The sequence below is a fragment of the Citrobacter sp. Cm038 genome, assembly GCF_030333105.1.
Taxonomy (GTDB): Bacteria; Pseudomonadota; Gammaproteobacteria; order Enterobacterales; family Enterobacteriaceae; genus Citrobacter; species Citrobacter murliniae.
Window position 1 is genome coordinate 236,126 of sequence record NZ_JAOWGO010000024.1, and the last position, 19,624, is coordinate 255,749.

The following is a 19,624-nucleotide window of genomic DNA, read 5'->3' on the forward strand; positions in this document are numbered from 1 at the left end:
TTAGCTCAGACGACCATGGCACTGTTTGTATTTTTTACCAGAACCGCAAGGGCAAGGATCGTTACGACCGACTTTACGATCGCCGGTTTGCGCTGCCAGCTCTTCTGCAACAGCAGACTCGTCATCTTTATGGCTCAACTGCTGCATCTGCGCTAAACGCTCAGCGTCTTCGCGACGCTGCTGCTCCATCGCTTCCACCTCTTCAGGCATACGCACCTGAACTTTACTCAGGGTGCTGATCACTTCATATTTAAGTGATTCCAGCATTGAAGCAAACATGGAGAAAGATTCGCGTTTGTATTCCTGCTTCGGATCTTTCTGTGCGTAACCACGCAGGTGAATACCCTGGCGCAGGTAGTCCATCGCGGCAAGGTGCTCTTTCCACAGGGAATCGAGGGTTTGCAGCATCACTCCTTTTTCGAAATGACGCATCATTTCAGCGCCCACAACTTCTTCTTTACGCTGATAAACTTCAATGGCATTCGCCAGAATACGTTCGCGCAGCGTTTCTTCATGCAGCTCAGGCTCTTTATCCAGCCACTCTGAGATCGGCATTTCGAGATCGAAGTCGTTTTTCAAACGTTCCTGCAGGCCCGGAATATCCCACATCTCTTCCAGTGACTGAGGCGGAATGTACGCATCAATTGTCGCTTTGAAGACATCTTCACGGATACTGTTGATGGTTTCGCTTACGTCGGATACGTCCAGCAGCTCGTTACGTTGGCTGTAAATTGCGCGACGCTGATCGTTGGCGACGTCATCGTATTCCAGCAGTTGCTTACGAATATCGAAGTTACGGCTTTCAACCTTGCGTTGGGCGTTGGCAATCGCTTTAGTTACCCACGGGTGTTCAATTGCTTCACCCGGCTTCATACCCAGTTTACGCATCATGCCAGACACACGGTCAGAGGCAAAAATACGCATCAGCGCATCTTCCATCGACAGGTAGAAACGAGAGGAACCCGCATCCCCCTGGCGACCAGAACGACCGCGCAGCTGGTTATCGATACGACGTGACTCGTGACGCTCAGTACCAATAATGTGCAACCCGCCAGATGCTAATACTGCGTCATGGCGAACCTGCCAGTCAGCTTTAATCTTCGCGATCTGCTCTTCAGTTGGGTTTTCCAGCTCAGCGACTTCGGCTTGCCAGCTACCACCCAACACGATATCCGTACCACGCCCCGCCATGTTAGTTGCGATCGTCACGGCTGACGGATAGCCCGCCTGCGCGACAATCGCCGCTTCGTTAGCGTGGAACTTGGCGTTAAGAACGTTGTGCTTGATACCCGCTTTGGTCAACTCATTAGAGACCACTTCAGATTTTTCAATGGAGATAGTACCCACCAGCACCGGCTGGCCATTAGCGGTACGCTCTTTAATATCTTCAATGATTGCCTGAATTTTTTCAGCTTCAGTCATGTACACCAGATCCGGTAAATCCTTACGGATCATCGGACGGTTCGTCGGCACGACAACAGTATCAAGTTTGTAGATAGAGCTGAATTCAAACGCTTCGGTATCTGCTGTACCAGTCATACCGGCCAGTTTTTCGTACAAGCGGAAGTAGTTCTGGAATGTGATGGAAGCCAGAGTCTGGTTTTCGTTCTGGATATCCACCCCTTCTTTCGCTTCGACAGCCTGATGCAGGCCATCGGACCAGCGACGCCCCTGCATAGTACGACCGGTGTGCTCATCGACGATGATAACTTCACCGTCTTTCACAATGTAGTCCACATCGCGAGTGAACAGGACGTGCGCACGCAGAGCAGCAGTCACGTGATGCATCAGCATAATGTTGCCCGGAGAGTACAGTGACTCACCTTCATCCATAATGCCTTCGTTCACCAGCAGTTCTTCAATCAGTACCAGACCACGTTCCGTCAGGTTCACCTGACGTGCTTTCTCATCGACAGAGAAGTGGCCTTCGCCCTGGAAAGTATCAGAATCTTCCTTCTCCTGACGGATCAGATGCGGGATGATTTTGTTCACTTTTTTGTACATTTCCGAGCTGTCTTCTGCCGGGCCGGAAATGATCAGCGGAGTACGCGCTTCATCGATCAGGATGGAGTCGACCTCATCCACCAGCGCATAGTGCAGTTTACGTTGAACACGCTCTTCCGGGCTAAATGCCATGTTGTCGCGCAGGTAGTCAAAGCCGTATTCGTTGTTGGTACCGTAGGTGATATCTGCCGCATAAGCTTCACGCTTAGCAGGTGCAGGTAATCCTGACATGTTGATACCCACGGTCATGCCGAGGAATTCAAACAGCGGGCGGTTATTTTCGGCGTCACGCTGCGCCAGATAGTCGTTGACGGTGACAACGTGTACGCCCTTACCACTTAACGCATTCAGGTAAGCGGGCAGCGTTGCGGTCAAAGTTTTACCTTCACCGGTACGCATTTCGGCGATGCAGCGATCGTTGAGGACCATACCGCCCAGCAACTGGACGTCGAAGTGGCGCATGCCAAACACGCGCTTACTCGCCTCACGGACAACAGCAAACGCTTCAGGGATCAGGCTTTCAACACTTGCGCCCTTTTCCAGACGCGCACGGAATTCGGCGGTCTTTGCTTTCAGTTCGTCATCGGAGAGTTTTTCCATCTCCGGTTCCATCGCATTAATGACGTTAACCACTTTACGCATACGACGCAGCGTACGTTCGTTACGGCTACCGAATACTTTCGTTAATAATTTGATTAGCATAATAAAATCTCAAACGCCCCGCGGTGCGGAGTCAAAAATTATAAGTTGGAAGGTTCTTTTTTAGCTGAGGCGTTGGGGGCCAGCGCGGATCCCCTGTCGCTGGCTTATCCAGACAGGGATGCTAAACGCGGCTTGAGAAGTAAAATGTGCATACGTCACGCGACTTACGGTCGCTGGCGGTCGGCCTTCTTGCGTCAGCATCGCGCTGAGCGTATTCAGCAAAGCAAGATGATGCGCCTGAATTGGCAAGGGCTCTTCGGCAACGGGAAGCGCCTGAGGGGCCATGGCAAAAGATAGGTGGCGAATGACCGTACGAATAGCATGCTGATGCCAATAATCGACGGTAAAATTCGGACGACGATTAGTCGCTTCCAGCAATGCGAGCTGGCTAAAGTTAACCTTAGCTGATTGATCGTGATTACTGGCTGTCGCTTTTGCGGGAGTATTAGGTTCAGCAGTATTACCGAGCGCAGGCAGGCCAAAACTCGCCGCGACCATCCCCAACAGGAGATGCGGCCAGAAGTACCGTCTGCCTAACTGTCGCCATCGCGTCAGTATTCCACTCACGTTATTGCCACCTGATATACCCTGAATTTGGGGTTATGAATTCAAAACTTTTTTTGCGCACAAATCTTATCATTAAAGTGTACGCTCCACAGCAGTAATGACGATAAGTCACAGCTAAATATGCTTAAGAAAGCAGCGAACGCACTGTATTTTAATGTCGTGACAGAGAAAAAATTGCATCGGGAAAGGTAGTGGTCAATCAATACAATAAAAAAACGACTGGCTCATCTGGCCGGAGAGAGTGCCAGATTTACCAGTCGAATTTATGCGACAGCTTGTGTCGTTACGCCAGTACGGTCGAAGGTGCTTTGAACGCCAACGGCAGTTCTGCATCGTCCTGGAAGGTCACAAATTCCCAGGCTTCCTGTTTTGCCAGGACGGCCTGCAACAATTTGTTATTCAATGCATGACCGGATTTATACGCGGTAAATGCACCAATAATATTGTGACCACACATGAACAAGTCACCAATCGCGTCGAGCATTTTGTGACGAACGAATTCATCTTCAAAACGCAGACCGTCTTCGTTCAATACGCGATAATCGTCAACAACGATGGCACAATCGAAGCTGCCGCCCAGGCACAGGCCACGGGACTGCAGATATTCGATATCACGCATGAAACCGAAAGTACGCGCGCGGCTAATCTGGCGCATGAACGCATCCGCAGAGAAGTTCATCGCATAGCGCTGTGTACTGGAGTCAATCGCCGGATGGTTAAAGTCGATGGTAAAGTCCAACGAGAAACCATTGTACGGTTTGAATTCAGCCCACTTGTCGCCATCTTCGACACGAACAGTCTCTTTGATGCGTACAAATTTTTTGGCGCAGTTCAGTTCTTCAATACCTGCATCAAGCAGCAGGTAAACGAACGGAGCAGCACTGCCATCCATGATCGGGATTTCCGGGGCATTAACCTCAATAACAATGTTATCGATACCTAAGCCCGCCAGAGCAGCATTCAGGTGCTCAACGGTTGAAATCCGTACATCATGCTCATTGACCAGACACGTACAGAGCATGGTATCACGCACAGATTTGGCATCGGCCGGGAAATCTACCGGAGGATTCAAGTCGGTGCGACGATAGATGACCCCGGTGTTGGCCGGCGCAGGGCGTAATGTCAGGGTGACTTTTTTGCCGGTATGCAAACCGACGCCAGTCGCCTGAACGATACGTTTAAGAGTCCTTTGTTTGATCATCGTATAATCTCGCCAAATTACCTATCCAACCGAAGTGTACTATACATTCGGTGGGCCAGTTTAGCACAAAGAGGCACAATTCCCAAATTCCAGCTAATTCTTAATCAGCTTGCTTACGCAGGAATGCGGGGATATCCAGATAATCCGGCTCTTTGGTGGTCTGCGGCGTATTGTCGTTTACCACTTTTGCTACCGGTTTCTGTTCTTGCGTCAACGGTGCCATACCGTGCTGCTGGTAACGATCCATTACTGGTTGCTGTACCTGCTTGTTGGTCACCAGAGTGATTTCAGGACGCTTGTCCATACCAATTCCAGTGGCAACAACGGTGACGCGCAGTTCGTCGTTCATATCCGGGTCCAGAGAGGTACCGATAACCACGGTCGCGTTATCCGATGCAAATGCACGGATGGTGTTACCTACAGTTTCGAACTCATCCAGACGCAGGTCGAAGCCCGCAGTAATGTTGACCAGCACGCCACGCGCACCCGACAGATCGATGTCTTCCAGCAGCGGAGAAGAGATAGCCATTTCAGCCGCTTCTTCTGCACGGTCTTCACCGCTCGCCACACCGGAACCCATCATCGCGTAGCCCATTTCGGACATCACTGTGCGCACGTCTGCAAAGTCAACGTTCATCAGACCCGGACGGGTGATCAGTTCGGCGATACCCTGAACTGCGCCTTTCAGCACATCGTTCGCTGCACCAAACGCGTCCAGCAGAGAAATACCGCGTCCCAGCACTTTCAGCAGTTTATCGTTCGGGATAGTGATCAGAGAGTCCACATGTTTGGACAACTCAGTGATCCCCTGCTCCGCGAATGCCATACGCTTCTTGCCTTCGAAGTTAAAAGGCTTGGTGACGACAGCAACGGTCAGAATACCTAAATCTTTTGCTACTTCAGCTACCACTGGCGCTGCACCGGTTCCGGTACCGCCACCCATGCCTGCTGCGATAAACACCATGTCTGCGCCGTCAAGCGCTGCACGCAGAGCTTCACGATCTTCATCTGCCGCATTGCGACCGACTTCCGGGTTTGCACCCGCGCCCAGACCCTTGGTGATGCCGCTACCAATCTGAATGGTCTGTCCAACCGCCGTCTTACGCAACGCCTGAGCGTCGGTATTCACCGCGAAGAATTCAACACCTTCGATGCGCTCGCGCACCATGTGTTCAACGGCATTACCGCCGCCGCCGCCGACGCCGATGACTTTAATCACCGCGTCATTGGTTAGTTCCATAGGTTCAAACATAGTTTCTCTCTCCGTTGTGCCTGTCGCCTGAGGCCGTAATATTTGCCAGCCTCATAAAAATTAGAACTCTTTTCTCAGCCAGCTATTGAGTCGTTTGATCCACGAGCCAACCGATGCCGTAACGCGTTTTTCAACTTCAGCCTCACCACTCAAATGGGATTCTTTCCCGTAGTGAAGCAGCCCCACAGCCGTTGAATAATACGGCTCCTGGGCATAATCTGTCAGACCGGTGATATTCAGCGGTGCGCCAATACGCACCTGCGTATGGAACACGCGCTGAGCGCAGGCTGCAAGGCCTTCAATTTGCGCAGCACCGCCGGTTAACACAATCCCCGCCGCCAGGTGATGTTTCACACCCTGCTGGCGAAGCTGTTCCTGTAATTGCAATATCTCTTCGTTGACCAGGTTAAGCAGCTCGGTATAACGCGGCTCAATCACTTCTGCCAGGGTCTGACGCTGCAGACTGCGCGGCGGACGACCGCCCACGCTTGGCACTTCAACGCTTTCATCTTTACCAACGATAGAACCCAGTGCGCAGCCATGACGAACTTTGATGGCTTCAGCATCACTTGGCGGCGTACCAAAGGCGTACGCGATATCGCTGGTTACCACATTCCCTGCGTAAGGAATTACTTTGGTATGACGCAATGCCCCGCCAGTATAAACGGCGATATCCATTGTACCACCACCGATATCCACCACGCAGACACCCAGTTCACGTTCGTCTTCCGTCAAAACAGAATAACTGGCTGCCAACCCGGCAAATATAAGTTGGTCAACTTTCAGACCACAACGTTCAACGGCTTTAACAATGTTCTTCGCCATATCGTTGTGGCAGGTAATCAGATGAACTTTTGCCTGCATACGCACGCCGGAAAGACCCACCGGATTTTTAATACCTTCCTGGTAATCAATGGCGTATTCCTGTGGAATAACGTGCAAAACACGATGCTCATCGCGTACGCGTACGGATTTTGCCGTATGCACAACGTTTTCCACATCTTCCTGGGTCACTTCCTCTTCGGAAATCGGCACCATACCAATTTCATTCTGACAGCTAATATGTTTACCTGAAAGCGCCAGATACACCGAAGAAATCTGGCAATCCGCCATCAGTTCAGCCTGGTCAATGGCGCGCTGTACGCACTTCACCACTGACTCAAGGTCGTTCACCCCACCTTTATCCATACCTCGCGACGGGCAACTGCCCACGCCAATGATATTGACCATACCGTCGGGCAGAACTTCCCCTACTAAAGCGGCTACCTTCGCGGTGCCAATCTCCAGTCCAACTACCAGTTTTCTGTCCGTCGCCTTGATCATTGTTGTTCTGCCTGTGCCTGATTCTGTTGCTGATTAGATTCCTCAGGAGGCAAGGGAACCCAGCCTACTGCCGCTCCTGAGTCATAACGCAAATCAACGTAGCTAATCCGTTTGCCATCGGTTTGCGCCTGCTGCTGTAAAACCGGGTAAAGTTCCACAAAGCGAGCCAAACGTTTTATCGTATCGCCCCTGCCCAGATTGAGCTTAATATCGTTATTCAGCGTCAACTGCCAGGAACGACGAGCGGTCATCGCCGCTTCCTTCAGGGTGAATCTATCCTTAGCCAGCACCTGCCCCATATCGCGGAACCCTTGCAACACTTCATTTGCGCTGCCTTCCGGGCCATACAACATAGGTAATACCTGCTTGTTAGCTCGACCAGCCGGTATACTGAACGTATTTCCTTCAGCATCCACCATATGCTGGTCATTCCAACGCGCTATCGGCACATATTCAACCAGATGAATCTTCAATTCATCGGGCCACTGCTTTCTGACACTCGCCTGTTTAATCCAGGGGAGGCGTTCAATTTGACTCTGGATGATGTTCACATCCTGAGTCATAAAGGTTCCAGGTGCGCCTAGCGCCAGAATGGACTGACGAATATCGTCATTGCGCGTGTAATGCCGTTCACCGGTCAATACCAGCTTCGACAAAGGCAAACGCTGCGCATCTTCCATCCATCCCAACACCACCCAGCCGCTCACAAACACGGTGCACAGCACTGTCAGCAGAAACAGTATTCCTGCAAGACGCGTTCCATTATTGCGGCGTGAGGAGAGAACCTCTTCTTCATCACCGTTTCGCGTGTTCAGCGCAGCCTGCGACATATCAGTCCGCCAACTCCAGAATTCGTACAACCAACTGCGAGAAGCTTAAGCCCGCCTGACGCGCCGCCATGGGCACCAGACTATGGCTGGTCATACCCGGAGAGGTATTCGCTTCCAGCAGATAAAACTGACCATCGCTGTCCAGCATGACGTCGATGCGTCCCCAACCTTTACAGCCCAACGCAGTCCATGCTTTCAGGACTAATGCCTGTAAAGCCGCTTCTTGTTCGTCTTCCAGACCAGCGGGACAGAAATATTGTGTCTCATCAGACAGATACTTCGCCTCATAATCATAGAAGGTTCCCGCCGGTTGGATACGTATTGACGGTAAAATTTCTTCGCCAAGTATCGCAACTGTGAATTCCGGGCCACTTAGCCATTTTTCGATCAGTACTTCTTCATCATGCTGAAAAGCCAATGCTAATGCACTCTGCAAAGCATTTTCTTCTTCAACTTTTGACATCCCCACGCTGGAGCCTTCGCGGCTTGGCTTAACAATAAGCGGTAAACCTAGCGCAGAGATTTTCGTAACCACTTCATCACCAAGCCCTTTTTCGAACTCAGCGCGGGTCAATGCGACCCACGGCGCAACGGGTAAGCCTGCGCCCTTCCACAGCAACTTACTGCGCAGTTTGTCCATCGAGATAGCAGAAGCCATGACCCCACTGCCGGTGTACGGCAGGCCAATCAGATCCAGCATGCCCTGCAAGGTGCCATCTTCACCGCCACGGCCATGTAACGCAATAAACACCTTCTGAAAGCCCATAGATTTCAGAAGAGTGACATCAATCTCTTTTGGGTCAATCGGGTGTGCATCCACACCACCTTCACGTAATCCGGCCAGTACAGCTGCACCAGAATTCAGCGATACTTCTCGCTCTGCGGAGGTTCCTCCCAACAGGACCGCAATTTTATCAGCCATGTTGTTCTTCCTCCGGGTTTTGCGGCTTCAGTTTGATTTCAGCTAAGGAACGCGCGATTTTGCCGATATTTCCAGCGCCTTGCACCAAAATCAGATCGTTTCCGGTTAATACCGGTGCCAACATTTCCGCCACCTGAGCCGGATCGGACACTAAAATAGGGTCGATCTTACCGCGACCACGGATAGTACGGCACAGTGAACGACTGTCAGCACCAGGAATCGGCGCTTCACCTGCAGCATAAACATCCAGCATCAGCAGCGTGTCTACTTGAGTCAGTACGTTGGCAAAGTCATCGTACAGATCGCGGGTACGCGTGAAGCGGTGCGGCTGAAACAACATCACCAGATTTTTATCCGGCCAGCCTGCACGTGCAGCTTTAATCGTTGCATCCACTTCCGTTGGATGATGCCCGTAGTCATCCACTAGCATCGCGGTCCCTGTTTTACCGTTTACCGGTTCAAGTGGGAATTCACCAAGGAAGTCAAAACGACGTCCGGTTCCCTGGAAACTTTCCAGCGCGCGTAGGATCGCCTCGTCTTCAATGCCCTCTTCCGTTGCCACGGCAACAGCTGCCGCCGCGTTCAGCGCATTGTGACGCCCTGGCGCATTCAACGTCACGCGCAGATCGGCCATCCCCTGACGCATCAGCGTGAAGTGCCCCTGTGGGCCAATCTGCTGATAATCTTCAACGCGTACGTCTGCGTCATCGCTAAAACCATAGGTCGTTGTCTGGCGACCTACGCGTGGTAACAATTCGCGGATCACCGGATCGTCAACGCACATCACCGCACGACCATAAAACGGCAAGTTATGCAGGAAATTAATAAAGGTCTGCTTTAAATTTTCGAAATCACCATGGTAAGTATCCATATGGTCAGCTTCGATATTGGTGACAATCGCCACCATCGGCTGCAAATGCAGGAACGACGCATCGCTCTCATCCGCTTCCGCAATCAAATAACGGCTATGCCCCAGACGCGCATGCACACCCGCCGCTTTCACCAGACCACCGTTTACGAAGGTTGGATCCAGCCCCGCTTCCGCATAGATACTGGAAACCATCGCGGTCGTCGTGGTTTTACCATGCGTCCCGGCAATGGCGATGCCGTGACGAAAACGCATTAACTCTGCAAGCATCTCTGCACGGCGGATCACCGGGATACGTGCCTCGTGTGCCGCAACGATTTCCGGGTTATCTGCAGAAATTGCGCTGGAAACTACTACCACGCTCGCATCACGCACGTTTTCCGGACGATGGTTGAAGAAAATGGTGGCCCCCAGGTTGGTCAGCTGCTGAGTAACCGGATTCGGCGCTAAGTCAGAACCGCTAATCTGATAACCTTCATTGGCCAAAACTTCGGCAATACCGCCCATACCAGCACCACCGATGCCGACAAAGTGAATGTGCCGAACGCGACGCATTTCGGGCACGATGGAACGCAGTTTTGCCAATTGTTGTGTATTCATTCTTTACGCCATTAACTTCGAAATATCCTGTGATGCAAAAGGCATCACCACAATTACACCCGGGCAGCCCGACTAACTTCATTTGCCACACGCTCAGTGGCATCCGGTATGGATGCAGCGCGTGCACGTTCTGCCATGGTTAATAAAGTTTCTCGCGACCACCCGGAAAGGGTGCTTACGACGGCATCCACAGTAAACTGCGGCTGCTCTAAAATTTTTGCTGCGCCCGCTTTTTCCAGTGGAAGCGCATTCCAGTACTGTTGCCTGTCTTTGTGTTGAAACGGCACAAACAGCGCTGGTAAACCTGCAGCAGCAACCTCACTCACCGTCAGTGCACCAGAACGACACACGACGACATCCGCCCAGGCATAGGCTGCGGCCATATCATCAATAAACTCGGTGACCTTATGCTGCGGCTGCCCCGCTTCGGCGTAAGCCTGTTCAACGGTTTGCTGTGCGCCTTTGCCGCTCTGATGCCAGATAGTCACCTCGTCACCAAGTTTTGCGGCAACCTGCGGCAGCGTCTGATTCAGCACTCGCGCGCCCTGAGATCCACCAACAACCAGCACGCGAACCGGGCCTTCACGTCCGGCCAGACGAACCTTGGGTAACGGCAACGCCAGCACATCGGTCCGCACCGGGTTACCCACCACTTCCGCTTTAGGGAAGGCGCCAGGAAATGCCTGCATGACCGTCGTTGCAATCTTCGCCAGCCATTTATTGGTCAATCCCGCGATGCCGTTCTGTTCGTGCAGCACCACCGGAATACCTAACGACCAGGCTGCCAGCCCACCGGGACCTGACACATAACCGCCCATACCGAGCACCACGTCAGGTTTAAACTGCTTCATGATGGCGCGAGCCTGACGCCAGGCATTAAAAATACGTAATGGCGCAGCCAGCAATGCTTTAATGCCCTTTCCACGCAAACCGGAGATGCGAATAAAGTCAATTTCAATGCCATGCTTCGGCACTAAGTCCGCTTCCATACGATCGGCGGTGCCGAGCCAACGAACCTGCCAGCCCTGGGCCATTAAATGGTGGGCGACAGCCAGCCCCGGGAACACATGCCCGCCGGTACCGCCCGCCATCACCATTAACCGCTTCGGTTGACCACTCATCGTGCACCTCGTGTAAACGCCTGGGCTTTTTCCAGACGCGTTTCATAATCAATACGTAACAAAAACATGATGGCTGTCGACATGATCAACAAACTGGAACCACCATAACTGATCAGCGGCAGCGTCAGACCTTTCGTTGGCAGCATACCTGCTGCCGCGCCGACGTTGACCAGCGCCTGAAAACTGAACCAGATCCCGATGGAGCAGGCTAAGAAACCTGAAAAACGGTGGTCAATTTCCAGCGCCTTACGACCAATCGACATCGCGCGAAAAGCGACGAAGAATACCATTAAAAGTGCCAGTACCACACCGATATAACCCAGTTCTTCCCCAATAATGGCGAAGATAAAGTCAGTGTGCGCTTCCGGCAAATACTCCAGTTTTTGTACTGAATTACCCAGGCCCTGACCCCAAATCTCACCACGTCCGAAAGCCATCAAAGATTGCGTCAACTGGTAACCGCTGCCAAACGGATCTTCCCATGGGTTCCAGAAAGAGGTTACACGGCGAATACGATACGGCTCCGCGAGGATCAGCAGCACCACCGCCGAAATCCCCATACCGATGATGGCAATGAACTGCCACAACTTAGCCCCGGCAAGGAACAACATCGCCAGCGTAGTGACAAATAGCACCACTACCGTTCCGAGGTCAGGCTGTGCCAGCAGTAGCACGGCCAGCACCAGAATCACGCCCATCGGTTTTAAGAAGCCGCGAAGGTTGTTACGTACCTCATCAACTTTACGCACCAGATAGTTGGCGAGATAACAAAACAGAGACAGCTTAGTAAATTCCGCAGGCTGAATACGCAGCGGTCCCAGTGCGATCCAGCGTGATGCCCCGTTAACGGAGCTACCAACCACCAGCACGATCAGCAACATGATGATCGACGCGATCAGCATTGTGGTGCTGTACTTTTGCCAGAATTCCATAGGCAGACGCAGCGTAACCATGGCCAGACAGAACGCCAGAAAAATGTACAGTGCATCACGCTTGGCGAACAGGAAGGGATCGCCCGCCAGACGTTGCCCCACAGGCATTGACGCAGATGTGACCATGATAAAACCGATCGCTGCCAGACCGAACGTCAACCACAACAGCATACGGTCGTACATGATCAGGCTATCCGCGTCTTTGTCACGCGAAGCCATCACCCAGCCTTTAAGTGCCGCGAAGATCCACGCCAGGACACCAAATCCTGGTAAGCGCGGCATTCTCAGACGAGGGAGAGATAATCGCATCAACCCAACTCCTTCGCCAGGCGGGTAAAGACATCGCCTCGTTGTTCAAAATTCTTGAACTGATCAAGGCTGGCACAAGCTGGCGACAACAGCACCATATCACCCGGCTTCACGCGGGGAGCGAGCAAACGCATCGCCTCTTCCATCGTTTCAGTTTGTTCGGCGATGTCCGGACGCAGTGCCGCCAGCTGTCCACCATCTCGCCCAAAGCAGTACAGACGCACACGATCACCGTGCAAATAACGCTCCAGTGAAGAGAAATCTGCTGATTTTCCATCGCCACCGAGGAGCAGATGCAAAGTGCCATCAACATGTAGTCCATTCAACGCGGCTTCAGTACTGCCAACATTGGTGGCTTTCGAGTCGTTGATCCACCGCACGCCGTTATGATCCAGTACCAGTTGGAAGCGGTGCGCCAGACCGGTGAATGTCGTCAGCGCTTTCAGACTAGAGGCGCGAGGCAGACCCGCTGCATCAGCCAGCGCCAACGCCGCAAGTGCGTTGGTATAGTTATGCTGACCGGAAAGAGTCATCTCTTTCACGTTCAATATTTTTTCACCCTTCACCCGCAGCCAGGTCTCCCCTTGCTGACGGTTAAGGTGATAATCGCCCATATTGACGCCAAAGCTCACACAACGCTCATCGGCGCCACGAACCGGCATGGTTAACGCATCATCTGCGTTTACGACGCAGACTTTCGCGTTCTCGTAGACGCGCAGTTTGGCGGCACGATATTGCTGCAACCCAAACGGATAGCGGTCCATATGATCTTCAGTAACGTTCAAAATGGTTGCTGCCACGGCCTGCAGGCTGGAGGTTGTCTCCAGTTGGAAGCTGGAGAGCTCCAGAACATACAGTTCACGTTCAGCGTCCAGTAGCATGAGTGCGGGTAAACCAATGTTGCCACCCACCCCCACGTTCACGCCGGCCGCTTTCGCCATCTCGCCAACTAACGTGGTAACCGTACTTTTACCATTGGAGCCAGTAATCGCGACGATCGGTGCCTGCGCTTCACGGCAGAACAGTTCTATATCGCCGACAATTTCAATACCCGCATCCGCGGCAGCGCTTAACGAAGAATGCGCCAGGGCAATACCAGGGCTGGCGACGATTAAATCCGCAGCCAGCAGCCAGTCATCATTCAGACTGCCGACATGACGCTCAACCGCTTCAGGTAATTTATCCAGGCCCGGCGGTGTCGCACGGGTATCCATTACGCGCGGCGTTACACCACGCGCGAGGAAGAAATCTACGCAGGACAACCCGGTCAAACCCAGACCGATAATGACGACTTTTTTACCCTGGTAATCAACCATGATTAACGTACCTTCAGCGTTGCCAGGCCAATCAGCACCAGCATCAGCGAAATAATCCAGAAGCGCACAATCACGCGCGGCTCCGGCCAGCCTTTCAATTCATAGTGATGATGAATCGGCGCCATTCGGAAGATGCGCTGTCCACGCAGCTTGAAGGAACCAACCTGCAAAATAACCGACAGGGTTTCTACCACAAATACGCCACCCATGATCACCAACAGGAATTCCTGACGCAGCAGCACAGCAATAATGCCCAGCGCGCCACCCAGTGCCAGCGAACCGACATCGCCCATAAAGACCTGAGCCGGATAGGTGTTAAACCACAGGAAGCCAAGGCCCGCGCCCACAATCGCCGTACAGACGATCACCAGTTCACCGGCATGGCGCAAATAGGGAATATGCAGATAGCTGGCAAAGTTCATGTTACCGGTCGCCCACGCCACCAGCGCAAATCCGGCCGCGACGAACACGGTAGGCATAATCGCCAGACCATCCAGACCATCGGTCAGATTAACCGCATTACCGGTACCAACAATGACGAAATACGCCAGCAGGACATAGAACAGACCCAACTGCGGCATCACATCTTTAAAGAACGGCACCACCAGCTCAGTTGCCGGAGTATCTTTCCCCGCCAGATACAGCGCGAACGCAACACCTAACGCAATCACCGACATCCAAAAGTACTTCCAGCGGGCTATCAGGCCCTTGGTGTCTTTACGCACGACTTTGCGGTAATCATCTACGAAACCGATAATGCCGTAGCCAATCAGAACCACTAACACGCACCAGACGTAAGGATTCGATGGATAGGCCCACAGCAGAACGGAGATGACAATCGCGGTGAGGATCATAATGCCGCCCATAGTCGGCGTACCGCGTTTACTGAAGTGTGATTCCGGGCCGTCGTTACGAACGACCTGACCAAAAGACATTTTTTGCAGACGGGCAATCATGCGCGGGCCCATCCACAAAGAGATGAACAGCGCGGTCAGCAGGCTGACGATGGCGCGAAACGTCAGATAGGAAAAGACGTTAAAGCCGGAATAATATTTGACCAAATGTTCGGCCAGCCAAACTAACATGTTCCATTCTCCTGTAATGCGCGTACTACCTCTTCCATAGCGGCACTACGTGAACCCTTCACTAAAATCGTCATTACCTGATGCTCTGCAATCAGCGTTTTAAGATGCGCGGTCAGCACGGTTTTATCCGCAAAATGCTCGCCAACCCCGCTGGCATCGCTAATTGCCTTGCTCAGTTTCCCTGTACTCAGTACACGGTCAATGCCTGCCGCTTTCGCTGCTTCACCTACCTGTACGTGGCATGCTTCACTTTCCGCACCAAGCTCTGCCATATCCCCCACCACCAGCACACGGTAGCCCGGCATTTCGGACAGAACCTGTACCGCCGCGGTCATCGAACCAACGTTCGCGTTATAGGAGTCGTCCAGCAGCAGCTGATTTTCAGCAAGTTGAATCGGGAACAGACGCCCCGGCACTGCTTTCAGATCCTTCAGACCGGTTTTAATTGCCTCATGCGTAGCGCCAACTGCCATTGAGAGCGCGGCCGCAGCCAATGCGTTGGCAATGTTGTGGCGGCCCGGTAATGGCAGCAGGACATCAATGCTGCCCACAGGCGTTTGCAGAGAAAACTCAGTACCGTGCGAGGTGATATGAATGTTGGTTGCAGAAAAATCGCTGTTGGCCGCATTCGGGGAAAAGCGCCAGACTTTGCGATCGCCAATAACGTTCTGCCAGTTCAGCCAGTCGTTGTTATCAGCATTCATAATGGCAATGCCGTTCGCCGACAGACCGGTAAAGATTTCGCCTTTGGCTTTGGCCACACCCGCAAGCGAACCAAACCCTTCCAGGTGAGCCGCAGCAAGATTGTTAACCAGCGCAGCTTCTGGACGCGTCAGACCGACAGTCCACGCGATCTCACCCTGATGATTGGCGCCAAGTTCAATCACGGCATAGTCATAATCGTTGTTTAACCGCAGCAGCGTCATTGGTACGCCAATGTCATTATTCAGGTTGCCAGCCGTGTACAGGGTATTTCCGCACTGGCTCAGAATAGAAGCGGTCATCTCTTTGACAGACGTTTTACCGGATGAACCGGTCAGCGCTACCACGCGAGCCGGAACTTGCGCGCGAACCCACGCTGCCAGCTCACCGAACGCCAGTCGCGTATCCTTCACAATCAATTGCGGCAAATCGATTTCCAGCGGACGGCTAACCAGCAGTGCGCCAGCCCCGCTCGCTTTTGCTTGTTCAGCAAAATCGTGAGCATCAAAGCGTTCGCCTTTCAGCGCCACAAACAAACAGCCCGGCGTGACTTTACGCGTATCGGTTGTAACTGCATCCAGGGTCAGATCGGCCCCTTTCAGTTCGCCGCGGAGGATCTCCGTCAGTTGGCTGAGGGTTACGCTAATCATGCGATCACCCCCAGCAAGCGGGCTGCCGTAACACGGTCAGAGTAGTCAAGGCGATGAGACCCGACGATCTGGTAATCCTCGTGACCTTTCCCTGCCACCAGCACCACGTCGTTTTCTTTCGCCTGCATGATGGCGTTTGTCACCGCTTCAGCGCGCCCTTCCATCACCTTCGCATGCCCGGCATCCAGCATACCTGCCAGAATGTCGTTAATGATGGCGCGTGGTTCTTCGGTGCGCGGGTTGTCGTCCGTCACCACGACTACATCAGCAAACTGCTCTGCAATAGCCCCCATCAGCGGGCGTTTACCTTTGTCACGATCGCCGCCGCAGCCAAAGACGCACCACAGTTTACCGGCACAGTGTAGACGTGCTGCCTGCAACGCTTTTTCCAGCGCATCCGGCGTGTGGGCATAATCAACCACCACCGTGGTTTTGCCCGGCGCGCTGAACACTTCCATACGTCCACAAACCGGTTGCAGGCGCGCAGCCGTTTTCAGTAATTCTGCTAACGGATACCCGAGCGCCAGCAGCGTTGCCAGCGCCAGCAGCAGGTTGCTGACGTTGAATGCCCCCATCAGGCGGCTTTCAATTTCACCGTCGCCCCACGAAGAAGTGAAACGAATTGTCGCGCCGCTGTCGTGGTAATTCACGTCTACTGCTTTCAACCAACGTCCGTGACAGTTAGGGTTGATATGGTCTTCCATCGAAACGGCAACCGCATCCGGCAGTTTTGCCAGCCAGCGACGACCAACTTCATCATCGGCATTGACGATGGCCTGACCGCAATGATGGGTGGAGTACAGCAGCCATTTAGCCGCTTCGTAATGCTCCATATCGCCGTGATAGTCGAGGTGATCACGACTTAAATTGGTAAATACCGATGCGGCAAATTTCAAAGCCGCCACGCGATGCTGAACCAGACCGTGGGACGAGACTTCCATTGCTCCAAACGTTGCACCCTGCTCAACTAGTCCCGCCAGCACGTGCTGAACGTCAACAGCTGAACCGGTGGTATTCTCGGTCGGGATCACTTTGCCCAGCAGACCATTGCCTACCGTGCCCATCACTGCACTGGTCTCACCAAGCAACTGACTCCATTGCGCCAGCAGTTGGGTGGTGGTGGTTTTACCGTTGGTCCCGGTCACACCGACCAGGCGCATATTCTCAGATGGCTCGTGGTAAAAGCGACCCGCCAGTGCAGATAAACGTTCATTAAGCTGGCTAAGATAGATTACAGGCACACCGTGCATTTCACGGATTTCACCGTCGGTTGCCTCGTCTTTTGCCTCTGCAATTATGGCAGCTACACCTTGCGCTATCGCCTGCGGGATATATCGACGCCCGTCCGCCTGATGACCTACCACTGCCACAAAGAGATCCCCCGATGCAGCCACACGGCTGTCGAGTGTCATCTCCCGCAGTGCTCGCTCCGGTGCACCCGGCACCCATGGAGCAAGAAGGTCGCGCAAATTACGATCTGCCACCTGTTGCCTCGCCTTGATTATTCACAAATTCATTTTTATCGCTCGTTGCCAGCGCATCCGGTTCGATGTTCATGGTACGCAGTACGCCGCCCATGATGGCACCAAAGACCGGCGCGGAAACGGCGCCACCGTAGTATTTACCCGCCTGCGGATCGTTGATAACAACAACCAGCGCGAAGCGCGGCTGACTCGCAGGCGCAACACCTGCGGTATAAGCAATGTATTTATTGATGTAGCGGCCATCCGGCCCTACTTTTTTCGCCGTACCGGTTTTAATAGCGATGCGATAGCCTTTAATCGCCGCCTTCACGCCGCCGCCGCCAGGCAGCGCGACGCTTTCCATCATGTGCACCACGGTGCGTACGGTCGACTCCGGGAAGATACGCTCGCCCGGAACAGGAGGATCAACTTTGGTAATCGACAGCGGACGATAAACGCCATAGCTGCCGATGGTTGCATAGACTCGCGCTAACTGTAACGGGGTTACCATTAGCCCATAGCCGAAAGAGAAGGTGGCCCTCTCTATGTCAGACCACCGTTGTTTTTGAGGATATAAGCCACTGCGTTCTCCGACCAACCCCAAATTGGTCGCTTTTCCCAGCCCAAAACGTGAGTAAGTATCTACTAACGCTGAGGACGGCATCGCTAACGCCAGCTTGGAAACACCGACGTTACTCGACTTCTGCAAGACCCCGGTGAGGGTCAATTCGCTATAACGCGCCACGTCTTTAATTTCGTGACCATTAATTCGGTAGGGAATAGTGTTCAGTACGGTATTTTCGCGAACCACACCGCGCTGCAGTGCCGTCATCACTACCATCGGTTTGACGGTAGAACCCGGCTCAAACACGTCAGTGATGGTACGGTTACGCATTGCATCCTTCGGCGTACCGGTGAGGTTGTTTGGGTTATAAGAAGGGCTATTCGCCATCGCCAGCACTTCACCCGTGTTAACATCGACTAACACGGCGCTGCCCGATTCTGCTTTGTTAAAGGCAACAGCGTTGTTCAGTTCGCGGTAGACCAGCGCCTGCAAGCGCTCATCAATACTTAATGCAAGATTATGCGCCGCCTGGCTATCGGTCGACGAGATGTCTTCAATAACACGGCCATAGCGATCTTTACGCACCACACGCTCGCCAGGTTGACCGGTGAGCCATTTATCAAAACTCTTCTCAACGCCTTCAATCCCCTGGCTGTCGACGTTGGTGAAACCGATGAGGTGAGCGGTCACTTCCCCGGAAGGGTAGTAACGACGGGATTCTTCACGCAAATGGATCCCCGGTAGCTTCAGTTTCTTGATGTAGTCAGCCATGTCAGGGTTGACCTGACGTGCGAGGTAGATAAAACGCCCTTTCGGGTTAGCGTTAATTCTGGAGGCCAGTTGATCAAGCGGAATGTTCAACGCAGTCGAAAGCGCTCTCCAGCGTTCACCAACGCTAACACCGCCCGCATCATGCACTTCTTTTGGATCAGCCCAGATAGCCTTAACCGGCACACTCACCGCCAACGGACGTCCTGAACGGTCGGTAATCATACCGCGCGATGTGGAAACTTCCTGGACGCGCAGAGAGCGCATGTCGCCCTGGCGCACCAGCATGTCAGGCGCGATGATTTGCAGCCAGGCAACGCGCCCCAGCAGGAACCCCAGCGCCAGCAAAATACAACCGCACAGTAACGCAAAACGCCAACTGATAAAGTTGGCTTGTTCTTCCTGGCGTTTTGGTTTGTGCGTCTTTGCCGCTGCTTTCATGCG

At 53.1% G+C, this 19,624-nt stretch carries 15 protein-coding genes; all 15 read right to left on the reverse strand.

Annotation, left to right across the window (positions count from 1 at the left end; all coding sequences use genetic code 11):
* The 15 genes from secA to ftsI all read right to left on the reverse strand — a co-directional run bounded on the left by secA (nucleotide 1) and on the right by ftsI (nucleotide 19,621).
* Entirely contained in the window at nucleotides 1-2,706 is a 2,706-nt protein-coding gene (gene secA, locus OGY01_RS18460; protein ID WP_045439831.1) for a preprotein translocase subunit SecA, read from the reverse strand.
* Nucleotides 2,707-2,766: 60 nt separating this feature from the next.
* The gene (gene secM, locus OGY01_RS18465; RefSeq protein WP_048222056.1) at nucleotides 2,767-3,273 is read right to left on the reverse strand and encodes a secA translation cis-regulator SecM; all 507 of its coding nucleotides are present in this window, start codon (nucleotides 3,271-3,273) and stop codon (nucleotides 2,767-2,769) included.
* Between the two features lie 283 nt (nucleotides 3,274-3,556).
* Entirely contained in the window at nucleotides 3,557-4,474 is a 918-nt protein-coding gene (gene lpxC / locus OGY01_RS18470) for a UDP-3-O-acyl-N-acetylglucosamine deacetylase (protein WP_045439825.1), read from the reverse strand.
* A gap of 100 nt (nucleotides 4,475-4,574) precedes the next feature.
* Entirely contained in the window at nucleotides 4,575-5,726 is a 1,152-nt protein-coding gene (gene ftsZ / locus OGY01_RS18475) for a cell division protein FtsZ (RefSeq protein WP_003018753.1), read from the reverse strand.
* 60 nt (nucleotides 5,727-5,786) lie between these two features.
* Nucleotides 5,787-7,049 (reverse strand): cell division protein FtsA, encoded by a 1,263-nt coding sequence (ftsA, locus tag OGY01_RS18480; protein ID WP_003018755.1) that lies wholly within the window; start codon nucleotides 7,047-7,049, stop codon nucleotides 5,787-5,789.
* Complete coding sequence (ftsQ, locus tag OGY01_RS18485) at nucleotides 7,046-7,879, reverse strand: cell division protein FtsQ (protein WP_045439820.1); 834 nt, start codon at nucleotides 7,877-7,879, stop codon at nucleotides 7,046-7,048. The genes ftsA and ftsQ overlap by 4 nt, the downstream gene beginning before the upstream one ends.
* Before the next feature lies 1 nt (nucleotide 7,880).
* Nucleotides 7,881-8,801: a D-alanine--D-alanine ligase gene (locus OGY01_RS18490; RefSeq protein WP_225760467.1), complete on the reverse strand. Its 921-nt coding sequence runs from the start codon at nucleotides 8,799-8,801 to the stop codon at nucleotides 7,881-7,883.
* On the reverse strand, nucleotides 8,794-10,269 hold the full coding sequence (gene murC, locus OGY01_RS18495; protein ID WP_045439815.1) for a UDP-N-acetylmuramate--L-alanine ligase: 1,476 nt from the start codon (nucleotides 10,267-10,269) through the stop codon (nucleotides 8,794-8,796). Before murC ends, OGY01_RS18490 begins: the two co-directional genes overlap by 8 nt.
* A 53-nt stretch (nucleotides 10,270-10,322) precedes the next feature.
* The gene (murG, locus tag OGY01_RS18500) at nucleotides 10,323-11,390 is read right to left on the reverse strand and encodes an undecaprenyldiphospho-muramoylpentapeptide beta-N-acetylglucosaminyltransferase (protein ID WP_286493498.1); all 1,068 of its coding nucleotides are present in this window, start codon (nucleotides 11,388-11,390) and stop codon (nucleotides 10,323-10,325) included.
* A complete protein-coding gene (gene ftsW / locus OGY01_RS18505; RefSeq protein ID WP_045439809.1) occupies nucleotides 11,387-12,631 on the reverse strand; it encodes a cell division protein FtsW in 1,245 nt (414 codons plus the stop codon). The genes murG and ftsW overlap by 4 nt, the downstream gene beginning before the upstream one ends.
* The gene (gene murD / locus OGY01_RS18510; RefSeq protein ID WP_286493499.1) at nucleotides 12,631-13,947 is read right to left on the reverse strand and encodes a UDP-N-acetylmuramoyl-L-alanine--D-glutamate ligase; all 1,317 of its coding nucleotides are present in this window, start codon (nucleotides 13,945-13,947) and stop codon (nucleotides 12,631-12,633) included. The genes ftsW and murD overlap by 1 nt, the downstream gene beginning before the upstream one ends.
* A gap of 2 nt (nucleotides 13,948-13,949) precedes the next feature.
* Nucleotides 13,950-15,032 carry a phospho-N-acetylmuramoyl-pentapeptide-transferase gene (mraY, locus tag OGY01_RS18515; RefSeq protein ID WP_045439803.1) on the reverse strand — a complete coding sequence of 361 codons (1,083 nt, stop codon included), beginning with the start codon at nucleotides 15,030-15,032 and terminating at the stop codon, nucleotides 13,950-13,952.
* Entirely contained in the window at nucleotides 15,026-16,384 is a 1,359-nt protein-coding gene (murF, locus tag OGY01_RS18520) for a UDP-N-acetylmuramoyl-tripeptide--D-alanyl-D-alanine ligase (RefSeq protein WP_045439800.1), read from the reverse strand. The genes mraY and murF overlap by 7 nt, the downstream gene beginning before the upstream one ends.
* On the reverse strand, nucleotides 16,381-17,868 hold the full coding sequence (gene murE / locus OGY01_RS18525; RefSeq protein WP_048222059.1) for a UDP-N-acetylmuramoyl-L-alanyl-D-glutamate--2,6-diaminopimelate ligase: 1,488 nt from the start codon (nucleotides 17,866-17,868) through the stop codon (nucleotides 16,381-16,383). The genes murF and murE overlap by 4 nt, the downstream gene beginning before the upstream one ends.
* Nucleotides 17,855-19,621: a peptidoglycan glycosyltransferase FtsI gene (gene ftsI, locus OGY01_RS18530; RefSeq protein WP_045439796.1), complete on the reverse strand. Its 1,767-nt coding sequence runs from the start codon at nucleotides 19,619-19,621 to the stop codon at nucleotides 17,855-17,857. The genes murE and ftsI overlap by 14 nt, the downstream gene beginning before the upstream one ends.
* Between the last annotated feature and the right edge of the window lie 3 nt (nucleotides 19,622-19,624).

Coding starts and splice junctions, on each gene's coding strand:
- murG (WP_286493498.1), bottom strand. CDS start 11,390: ATGAGTGGTCAACCGAAGCGGTTAATGGTGATGGCGGGCGGTACCGGC.
- murC (WP_045439815.1), bottom strand. CDS start 10,269: ATGAATACACAACAATTGGCAAAACTGCGTTCCATCGTGCCCGAAATG.
- ftsA (WP_003018755.1), bottom strand. CDS start 7,049: ATGATCAAGGCGACGGACAGAAAACTGGTAGTTGGACTGGAGATTGGC.
- ftsI (WP_045439796.1), bottom strand. CDS start 19,621: ATGAAAGCAGCGGCAAAGACGCACAAACCAAAACGCCAGGAAGAACAA.
- ftsZ (WP_003018753.1), bottom strand. CDS start 5,726: ATGTTTGAACCTATGGAACTAACCAATGACGCGGTGATTAAAGTCATC.
- secA (WP_045439831.1), bottom strand. CDS start 2,706: ATGCTAATCAAATTATTAACGAAAGTATTCGGTAGCCGTAACGAACGT.
- murF (WP_045439800.1), bottom strand. CDS start 16,384: ATGATTAGCGTAACCCTCAGCCAACTGACGGAGATCCTCCGCGGCGAA.
- ftsQ (WP_045439820.1), bottom strand. CDS start 7,879: ATGTCGCAGGCTGCGCTGAACACGCGAAACGGTGATGAAGAAGAGGTT.
- murD (WP_286493499.1), bottom strand. CDS start 13,947: ATGGTTGATTACCAGGGTAAAAAAGTCGTCATTATCGGTCTGGGTTTG.
- lpxC (WP_045439825.1), bottom strand. CDS start 4,474: ATGATCAAACAAAGGACTCTTAAACGTATCGTTCAGGCGACTGGCGTC.
- ftsW (WP_045439809.1), bottom strand. CDS start 12,631: ATGCGATTATCTCTCCCTCGTCTGAGAATGCCGCGCTTACCAGGATTT.
- OGY01_RS18490 (WP_225760467.1), bottom strand. CDS start 8,801: ATGGCTGATAAAATTGCGGTCCTGTTGGGAGGAACCTCCGCAGAGCGA.
- mraY (WP_045439803.1), bottom strand. CDS start 15,032: ATGTTAGTTTGGCTGGCCGAACATTTGGTCAAATATTATTCCGGCTTT.